Source organism: Aneurinibacillus aneurinilyticus ATCC 12856, assembly GCF_000466385.1.
Classification (GTDB): domain Bacteria; phylum Bacillota; class Bacilli; order Aneurinibacillales; family Aneurinibacillaceae; genus Aneurinibacillus; species Aneurinibacillus aneurinilyticus.
In genome coordinates, this window is the sequence record NZ_KE952836.1 from 15,157 (window position 1) to 24,086 (window position 8,930).

General features: G+C 38.9%; 9 protein-coding genes and 1 pseudogene. 3 read left to right on the top strand and 7 right to left on the bottom strand.

Annotation, left to right across the window (positions count from 1 at the left end; translation table 11 throughout):
* Positions 1-291: 291 nt before the first annotated feature.
* On the bottom strand, positions 292-981 hold the full coding sequence (locus HMPREF0083_RS16885) for an aspartate/glutamate racemase family protein (protein WP_040303321.1): 690 nt from the start codon (positions 979-981) through the stop codon (positions 292-294).
* Positions 982-1,108: 127 nt separating this feature from the next.
* On the opposite strand from HMPREF0083_RS16885, the gene HMPREF0083_RS16890 reads away from it, so the two are divergent.
* Positions 1,109-1,981: a LysR family transcriptional regulator gene (locus HMPREF0083_RS16890; RefSeq protein WP_051354694.1), complete on the top strand. Its 873-nt coding sequence runs from the start codon at positions 1,109-1,111 to the stop codon at positions 1,979-1,981.
* Between the two features lie 264 nt (positions 1,982-2,245).
* Here the strand turns inward: HMPREF0083_RS16890 and HMPREF0083_RS16895 are convergent, their stop codons facing one another.
* The 6 genes and pseudogenes from HMPREF0083_RS16895 to HMPREF0083_RS28200 all read right to left on the bottom strand — a co-directional run.
* On the bottom strand, positions 2,246-3,016 hold the full coding sequence (locus HMPREF0083_RS16895; protein ID WP_021622822.1) for a DODA-type extradiol aromatic ring-opening family dioxygenase: 771 nt from the start codon (positions 3,014-3,016) through the stop codon (positions 2,246-2,248).
* A gap of 618 nt (positions 3,017-3,634) precedes the next feature.
* Positions 3,635-4,264: a LysE family translocator gene (locus HMPREF0083_RS16900; RefSeq protein ID WP_021622823.1), complete on the bottom strand. Its 630-nt coding sequence runs from the start codon at positions 4,262-4,264 to the stop codon at positions 3,635-3,637.
* Positions 4,265-4,666: 402 nt separating this feature from the next.
* On the bottom strand, positions 4,667-5,119 hold the full coding sequence (locus HMPREF0083_RS16905) for a hypothetical protein (protein ID WP_021622825.1): 453 nt from the start codon (positions 5,117-5,119) through the stop codon (positions 4,667-4,669).
* A gap of 389 nt (positions 5,120-5,508) precedes the next feature.
* On the bottom strand, positions 5,509-5,922 hold the full coding sequence (locus HMPREF0083_RS16910) for a retropepsin-like aspartic protease (RefSeq protein WP_021622826.1): 414 nt from the start codon (positions 5,920-5,922) through the stop codon (positions 5,509-5,511).
* Positions 5,919-6,176 carry a hypothetical protein gene (locus HMPREF0083_RS16915; protein ID WP_021622827.1) on the bottom strand — a complete coding sequence of 86 codons (258 nt, stop codon included), beginning with the start codon at positions 6,174-6,176 and terminating at the stop codon, positions 5,919-5,921. The genes HMPREF0083_RS16910 and HMPREF0083_RS16915 overlap by 4 nt, the downstream gene beginning before the upstream one ends.
* A gap of 52 nt (positions 6,177-6,228) precedes the next feature.
* Positions 6,229-6,348 (bottom strand): annotated as a pseudogene (locus HMPREF0083_RS28200) (SpoVR family protein); the annotation flags it as partial.
* A 6-nt stretch (positions 6,349-6,354) separates the two neighbouring features.
* Here HMPREF0083_RS28200 and HMPREF0083_RS28205 point away from each other — a divergent pair.
* Positions 6,355-6,591 carry a YxiG family protein gene (locus HMPREF0083_RS28205; protein WP_148315999.1) on the top strand — a complete coding sequence of 79 codons (237 nt, stop codon included), beginning with the start codon at positions 6,355-6,357 and terminating at the stop codon, positions 6,589-6,591.
* 763 nt (positions 6,592-7,354) lie between these two features.
* Entirely contained in the window at positions 7,355-8,215 is an 861-nt protein-coding gene (locus tag HMPREF0083_RS26490) for a hypothetical protein (RefSeq protein ID WP_148316000.1), read from the top strand.
* Positions 8,216-8,930: the final 715 nt, after the last annotated feature.

The following is an 8,930-nucleotide window of genomic DNA, read 5'->3' on the forward strand; positions in this document are numbered from 1 at the left end:
GAGAAAAAGACGAGGGAACACGCCGACGCATGCATCTTATTTCTTCCGATATATGCATAATCAACAGGTGTGATATGTCATTTTATTTTATACATTACTTTTGTTTTAATCTATACTCTAAATAGGATATATTTTTCAAGAATACTGAAAAAAATGTGTATCTCTTTCTTAACATTAGAGACTTTAGTTCTAGCAAAAAGTTTTCTATTTCTTCACTGCGTTTCTCGCAATCAACTACCACTAAAAATGGCCTTAACCGGAAACTCCGATTAAGGCCATTTTTACGTAGACTTATTGCAACGCATACCGTACTGCCTCTTCCGCATGAATATATGTTGTATCAAATAACGGCACTTCCGAATCCTCACATTTTACAAGCAATGTAATTTCCGTACATCCCAGAATAATCCCTTGTGCTCCCTTTTGTATAAGGTTATTTATAATTTTTTTGTAGTTTTCTCTTGATTCAGGCTTTACCTTGCCTTTACAGAGTTCTTCAAAAATGACTTGATGTACTACCTCCCGCTCTTCTTTACTAGGAATGAGCACATCGATTCCTAGCTTTCGGAACCTTTCTATGTAAAATTCCTGCTCCATTGTATATTTAGTTGCCAGCAAACCGACTTTGCTAAACCCACTAGCAAGAATTTGAGATGCTGTGGCATCAACAATGTGTAGTAAAGGAATCTCAATTGCTTGTTCGACCTCCTTTGCTACTTTATGCATTGTATTCGTACAAATAACAATTATATCTGCGCCTGCCTTCTCGAGCCGCCGAGCAGTATCAATCAGTACATCTGCAGCTTCTTTCCACCTTCCAGCCTTTTGTAATGCTGCAATTTCTTCGAAGTTTAAACTATATGTAATCGTTTTGGCTGAATTAAGGCCTCCAAGTTTCCTCTGTACTAGCTCATTCATAATTTTATAATACAAAATGGAAGACTCCCAGCTCATTCCACCGATCAGACCAACTGTTTTCAATGCCATCAACCTTTCTTCTCTCTTTTTAATTCTTATTTTCATCATAACTTCTCCTCTTTTCATAAATCAAATTAATGTTTATGATAATATACATGAATAAAAACTCATGCAATAAGGAGAAGTATTCGTGACGTTAACGCAATTAGAAGTATTCATGGCAGTCGTGAAAGAAAAAAGTTTCACCAAAGCAGGACTTATTCTGGGAATGACCCAATCAGCTGTTAGTCATGTTATCTCAAACCTTGAAGCCGAGCTGGGGATTTCTTTGCTTGTACGTGATCGAAGAGGAGTTAAAACAACAGAAGCAGGGGAACGAGTACTTGTTCATGTCCGCGAAATTTTATATCGCACTTCTCAAATTCAACAAGATGTTTCTTCTCTAAAAAAGCTGGAATCCGGCACCATAAAGATCGGTAGTTTTCCAAGTGTATCCGCACGCCTGTTACCAAGAATTCTATCCGATTTTCAAGTTCGCTATCCAGGAATCGAACTCATCCTTTTTGAAGGGACAAATCAAGAGGTTAGAAATTGGATTCATACGAGGGCAGTCGATGTAGGCTTTGTTTCTTTACCGGATGAAGAGTTCGACACCGTCTCCATAACTCAGGATGAGATGGTCGTTATACTGCCGGAAAGCCACCCGCTAGCCCATAAAACGTCCATCCTAATAGAGAATATAAAAGCAGAATCCTTTATTTTGACCAAGGGTGGATGTGAAGGTCTCATTTTGCGCATCTTTCATCCTTTTATGCCGCGAATTCAATTCGAAGTAAGGGAAACCGGGACCATTCTAACGATGGTGCAACAAGGATTAGGCATTACCATTCTGCCTGCTATGGCGATTCCTTCCGCCGTTCCCCATACGAGCATTCTTCACTTGAATCCACCTATCTATAGGCAGCTAGGGTTAGCTGTGCGCTCACTAAAAACGTCCGCTTTATGTGTGCTGGCCTTTATTGAGCATGTACAAAACCGGATTCAAACAAACAAATTTGAATGACACAAACAAATTTGTTGATAAGATAAGTCCATACTCATTTCCTGCTTTAATGATATCTATATAGAAATCACTTGACGTAATAACAAAGATTCAGGTGGCTGGAAGTAGGAGATTCGGAAAAAAGAAGAGGCTGGATGCGCCCTGCACTTCGGCAGAGGAAAGGCTCGCGTGTCTTTTTCCGACCACTCCCGTCCACCGCCCTTCCTTTTTTCTTACCTCCCACCACAAACAGGTGTCGATTTATCAACTTAAATGTATTCTATATTAATCAAAACGCCAGCAGCTTAGACTCAGCGTTCCATACTGGTACTCCTGATGCAGCAACGTTCCTTTCCGCCCATTATCCGCCGCTCCCATTGCAAGCAGCAAAGGAATAAAATGCTCATTGCGCGGCACCGCCTCCCGTGCATAAGGTGCCTCCGTCTCATACGTAAACAAGGACCCAGTATCCCATTTCTCAATCTTTTCTTCCAGCCAATCATCAAACTTTACTGCCCAAGCTTCCGCTTCTGTGCTCTGCCAGTTCACCCGACGTAGATTATGAACTGTGCCCCCACTTCCAATAACCATGATCCCGTCTTTTCTAAGCGGGGTAAGTGCCTGACCGATACGATACTGCTCCTCCGGCGACAAGCCGGGATTGACGGACAGCACAACTACCGGAATATTAGCCTGTGGATACAGGAGCCTCAATACAACCCATGCACCGTGGTCGATACCCCGAATCGTATCAGCGCGGGTATCGATTCCCTGTTCAGCCAGAAGATTAAGCACTTGTTTGGCCAATACGGTATCTCCTTTGGCTGGATAGACGATATCATACATTTCTGGTGGAAATCCGTAAAAATCATATATCATGTCATACTTTTCTACTGCACTTACCGCCTGTACCGGTTCTTCCCAGTGCGCTGAAAACAAAACAATCGCGCGGGGTATCGGTAAGCGGGAGCCAAGCTCTTTCAACATTTTTGTATAATCGTTATTTTCTAATGCTAGCGTCGGTGCGCCATGTGCAATAAATAATGACGGCATCATTCTGATTGCTCTCCTTTTCGCTTCATGTTTTTTGTAAATTTCGTATGAATATAAAATGAAGCTTCAATTATTGGGGGTACTACTGCCTGTTAAGGCGCAATAACCTTTCATACTAACAAAGGGGGTATGAAACTTACATTATTATATTAACTTATTTATTTATATTTGTAAATTCATTTCATTCACAATCTTAAAGATAACGTTCTTCACACACCTGCTGATTATCGATATACGCTTCCCTACGGCAGACGAACCCCTCGCTCGTTCGGGATTTGTTATGATGGCTATTCACTCCGGAGCATGTTGGATAATCAACACCCTTGCATTATTCAGTTAGTTTGTTCCATTGTATTTAATCCATGCCATCAAGTTAAGAATTTTACGGCTTCTAGAATAAAAATCATATGTATTTTTGGAATATGCTTTTTCTTAACCTGATGGTGATAGGGTACCGCGCCACATTGCTTGCAAAATACGGATTTATAGCGTTAAAAAGGTGGGAACACAAAAATAGCCGGTTGTCACCACATTAAGGGGTGTAACCGACTTTCCTTATAGCTCAAAATCACCATCGTCTTCTTTCTGATTGATCATTGTAAACCTTTAAACAATCACGCTTTAAGTTGCTGGCTTGCGAGCAAATGCCAATAACACGCCGAAGGTAATCATCAGGGAACCACTAAGCCGATTGATCCAGCGGAAAGCATTCGCACTTTTGACATAAGCTCCAAGCCGGGCACCAATGAGCGCATAGATCGCAACTGCTGCCGCTTCCAGGATTAAGTATATGATGCCCATAATCATGAAACTTTGAGCATAAGCGTTCGGCTCAATGAACTGCGGGAAGAACGCCGTAAATATAAGGATAGCCTTCGGGTTACCAGAGGCAACGATAAACTCCTTCCTCATCAGGTCAAATAACGAGTAATCACTCTCAAAAGTGGTTGAGACACTTTGTGCAGGCGACTTCGTTAAAAAAACCTTCAATCCTATCCAGACCAGATACACGGCACCCAGCCACTTGACGACCGAGAAAAGCACCTCCGATGTCATTAGAAGTGCGCCAAGACCTACGGCGGCAATAACAATCATGATTACGAAAGCAAAGAGTCGACCTACAGATGCCACGATGGCAGCGTTCGTACCATGACGTGCCCCATTCATCAGGGACAGCAAATTGTTAGGTCCGAATGCCATGTTCAATGCGAAGCAAGCAGGGATAAACAGCAATAAGGTTTGTAGCGACATTGTTCCTCCTAGAATTGTAGTGATGGTTGCTTAGGGGATAAACATTGCCTGGCTGTGTCCTGCACCGCAAGGAGAAATTCAGTCTTCTCGCTCGCCTTCGAGCCGAACCATGCCAGTACAACGCTAGCCCCGTGTGTTTTGTTTATTATACAAATTCTTAGACATTTTCACTAGCAAAAACGCGCTTGCTGCAGCCTGTTTTCCTAGTGTTCATCAGACGGGGAGCAAAACACCTTTTAAACAGCCGGTTGTCGGTATTGCGCCTCCAATGTGCTTTGTCTGATCGCCTTGCGCATTTTTTTAATAGTACGCTCTGAAAAAGACGGACGGTTGCACAGCTATGTATAGAAAAAACTCCAGCAGGCTCCTTCTCAACTGCCATAGCTTTACTTGCCTATCCGATTATAATTCCCGAGCGGTCAAAGCCTTGCCTTTTAGACCCAAAACAGTAATACGGCCATGTTCATATCCCTGCGGCAACCGGCTTTTAGCAAATCCTTGTACCGCATTCAAGATATAATTCGACTGACTACCTGGTTTCTCCAAATTCGTTCGTACCGCGATATAGACATTGCCCTTATCTATTGTTACATCATACCCCTTTATATATTGTGCCCAGTGTGTTTTAAGCGTGGAAAAATCAAAATTTCTTTTCATATATATTTCAAGTTCTTCACTTATCCCTTGTTCCATGGCTATTTCGGATTCAACCATTGCGACTGGAGATATCACCTGACGCAACACGCCTTGCGTCTGTCCATCCGTATTCCGGTATAAATAATCGTCCTGCATCTTTAATCCAAACATGATACCGATAAAAACTGCAACAAGGATTCCACTCACACTGATTCGCATTAGAGATGCTCCCCCTTTTTCTCTCTCGCCCCTTTCTCTAAATATTTAGGCAAAATAAAACAAAATCCTTTTGGAAATCCCTTCATGCTATCCTACTACGGCAGTTTAATTATCGGTTTATGTATATAGAAATCACTTGACAATTCAGGTGATTGGAAGTAGGAAATTCGGAAAAAAGAAGGGATTGATTTTAAAGAATTTATTCATGTTGAATGCTTGATTATGAAGGATTTGCTTTTTTACTTTTATTATTATAAAGAGAGGATGAACATCAAAACAACTTAATTCGGATATGCAAAGATAGTTATACTGATGAAAAGACACCTTTTATTATCTTGTAAAGATAGAGTATAATCGAAAGGCCTTTAAAATCGGCTATCCTTTATTTCCTAAGAAAATTTTAAAGCAGGTTCAAATCCGCTATTATAATAAATCCCCATGTTCTTTGTATCAATAACAAGCCCAAGTTTACACATAAAATCAAATCCAATGATACCATCCAGCTCCAGTCCATAATCCATAGCTCCGATTTCAATTTGAAAATCCTTAAACTTTGCATCTCCAATTTGAATTGCATCCATCGTTTTGGAATACACAAATTCGGCATCGCCTACCCCATAAATCGTATACGTCATATCATCTGGTTCAGGCTTCACACCAATTTCAATAAGCTTATCCACGTTAAATATCGTTCCTGCCGAACCTGTATCCAGCAGAACATTTTCACACTTTATCGTTTGACCACGGAACGTAACAATTGCTTCAACAAACGGTAGGTCATGTTTTATTGTAATCGAGATCATATTCTACGCAGCCCTGTCCATTTCTTCTCCCTAATATCAAGCTCCTCACGTGACGTATGGAAAAAATAATACTCCCTTCCTGGATTTTCCTTGTGAAGTGCTGTATAACGCCGCAATGCATCCATAGAGTCCTTATAACGGTCAATCACAGCCAGATCCTCTACAATCCGTTTATTATTCTCGGAACGGGCTTTTAAAGCCTCAAACACAATCCACTCATTCTGATAGGCCTGTCTTACTTCTTGCCACTTCACGACATCCCATCCTTTCCGTTTTCCTTTTTACTGATTATACTACATGCTCCTATATCGCCAATATTACATCCAAAAATTCTTCCACCGTCTGTTTTCCATACCGGATCTCATACTCGCGCAGCCGTTCTGCTGTCGCTGCCATACTCTCTACCATATCCGGGTTCGTTTGGCTGACGATGTGGCTGAAGCACTTGGTGGTCAATTATCTCCTGTCAAAGGTAAAGGATATAAGATAGAAATTCCAAATGGTATAGGAACCATAAGTATTAAGTCTTCATCTAAAAGCTGGATTAACCAATACTTTTCATCGGCTAACTTTGCTCTTGAGCTTTGGAACTCAATGTTATTGATTAAAGCCAGAAGTATTACTATCAATGACTATGAATTTGAAGTTGGTTACCCAACATTACAATAAGTTGCTGGAACAGTATTATTGGATTTGATAAACATGTCAATTGTTAAGAAATTGTATAAGATAATCATAAAGCCATGAGGGATAAAATCTCATGACTTCTCGTTCCAACAGCCACCTGTACCTTATCAGCAAGCCGTCCCATTTCCTTCTTTTCATCAAGGCATGTTGGAGCGTTCCATCTGTCCTGTAGAACACAAATAATTTTGTTTGCAGCCTTTATCCATACAAACTATCTCCTATCATTCGGGAAGATTTTTTCTTTATAAACCTTTAAGCAAATTACCAGGCAATCTGAAAAGAACCGGTACCAGTTTTTCACTTCCGTATTATAGGGTAGAAAGAGGCGGAAATCCTACCTTGTGTCCTGTTCCTTTTCTGGTAGCCTTACGAAAGTATATCCGGTATTTTCCTCATTGATAGAATACAACTCTATCAGCTTTTCCTGGTCTGCTTCCCGGTAATAATAAAAAGTCTGGCTATAATTTCACTTCTTATTGGATAATTTCATAAGTACAACAATGACGATGATAACGGTTACACAACCTAATACAACCCAAGGCGATTCTTGCCAACCTGTACTTCTAAACATGTTTTTACCTCCTTAAACACATTGATTTTCTCACGCTTCGTTATAAATTTTAATTGTATAAAATTATCAATGTTATATCCTTATTTTTATAAAATTTAAAATTTATGGGTTGCCTTTCAATAAAAGGATGTTAATATTAGTATTATATTGAAATTATAGGGAGGTATGATGTTGTTGAGAAAGTCAAAATTTGTATTGATGCTATTCTTGTTGGTTAGTTTAACTTTGCCTTTTGGTACGTTCTCGACCCCTAATGTAGCCTATGGACAAGAGGATCAGATTTTACAGCAGGATAATAATTGTGTGCCCTGTTCTTTAGGGGATAAATCAATAAATACATCAGAAGATATGGTGAAAAATTTAGAAATTGATAGTTCCGAAAATAGTAAGGAGAAAAAGAAAGATAATATTGATCTTGGTACTTATTATAAAGTTAAGGATAATAATGGTAAAGATTTAATACTAAATAAATCGGAATATATGTTAATTAAAGATAAAAATGGGATAGAATTTTTTGTTGAGAAAAAATATAAAAAGTATATTGATGAAATGAAGCCTGAAGAAATCAATGTTTCTCACCTTAACTTTGCTTCTGATAAAGCTACGGCTAATATGCCTGAACAAAAAGTAGTAGATGTGTCAGATAGCGCCGTAAAAAATGATACCGATATATCTAGACAGCAAACCGGGGAACCATCAAAGAATAATTCAAGAGACGGTGCTAATATTTTGTCAAATACAGGTCCTATAGGTGATTGTAATTTACTTAACTATAAACAAGAATATAAAATAATAGGAAAAAGATTTATCGAGGAACGTTGGGGACCTGGAGACTTGTGGTGTATCGGTAATGTGTGTATCCCTACTATTGGAAAATGGAGTTATTGCGAATTTCAATTGCAAGAATACCAAACTCCTCAGTATAGATGCACCTATCGAGGACAAACTACTTACACAGAAGGAGCCAAGGTTTATATTAGAACAACCTATAGTTATGGGCCGTGTACATATGGCGAAGTAGGGCAATGGAAATAATGTAGTATTAATCAATAAGGTGAAGGAGGAAAGATATGAGTTTTTTAAAAGGGATTTTAGAAACTGTCTTGGGTTTTTTCCCTTTGTTTGTAATATTTTCTCCTTTTATATTTGATTATTATTATAAAAAAAGAGGTAAGTATAAGTAATGTAAAAAAAATAGTCATTACTGGGTTATAACAAAACACATGAGGCAGCAATGTTTTCATTCTGCCTCATACGTCTTTATTCTTTATCCCAAATAAATATATAATCTGGTTCTCTTGCTAAAAATTTATCTCCGATTACCTCAAAATCCAACAAACCACTATGTATGTTCTTTGTTATCTCTTCAGGTAGTCGAGTCCTTCCATTCTCATCGATCTGTATAATATACTTTCATGTTTCTGTCATTCTGCTTTCCTCGCTTCCATTTCGAATTTACACATACTACAGACCATTACTTTTTCAAATTGTATATGTGTAGCTTCAGAGTAGAGAACTCGGGAGGTTTCCAGTTCTGATTCAGAGAATAATTGTTTATTTCTGTCTAAGTACATAATCTGTCATCTTACAAACATAGTACCTCATTTTTTACTCTTCTTTCTACATCCTATTTTCACCATTCTATATAGGAATGAAAAAAACCTTTTGTTACATAGGGGATTTTTTCCAATTAGATACAATAGAAAAAACACCATCCATACTGATTTATATTTTGTGAACAGAATTACAG

Coding starts and splice junctions, on each gene's coding strand:
- HMPREF0083_RS16895 (WP_021622822.1), bottom strand. CDS start 3,016: ATGATGCCGTCATTATTTATTGCACATGGCGCACCGACGCTAGCATTA.
- HMPREF0083_RS16900 (WP_021622823.1), bottom strand. CDS start 4,264: ATGTCGCTACAAACCTTATTGCTGTTTATCCCTGCTTGCTTCGCATTG.
- HMPREF0083_RS16905 (WP_021622825.1), bottom strand. CDS start 5,119: ATGCGAATCAGTGTGAGTGGAATCCTTGTTGCAGTTTTTATCGGTATC.
- HMPREF0083_RS16910 (WP_021622826.1), bottom strand. CDS start 5,922: ATGATCTCGATTACAATAAAACATGACCTACCGTTTGTTGAAGCAATT.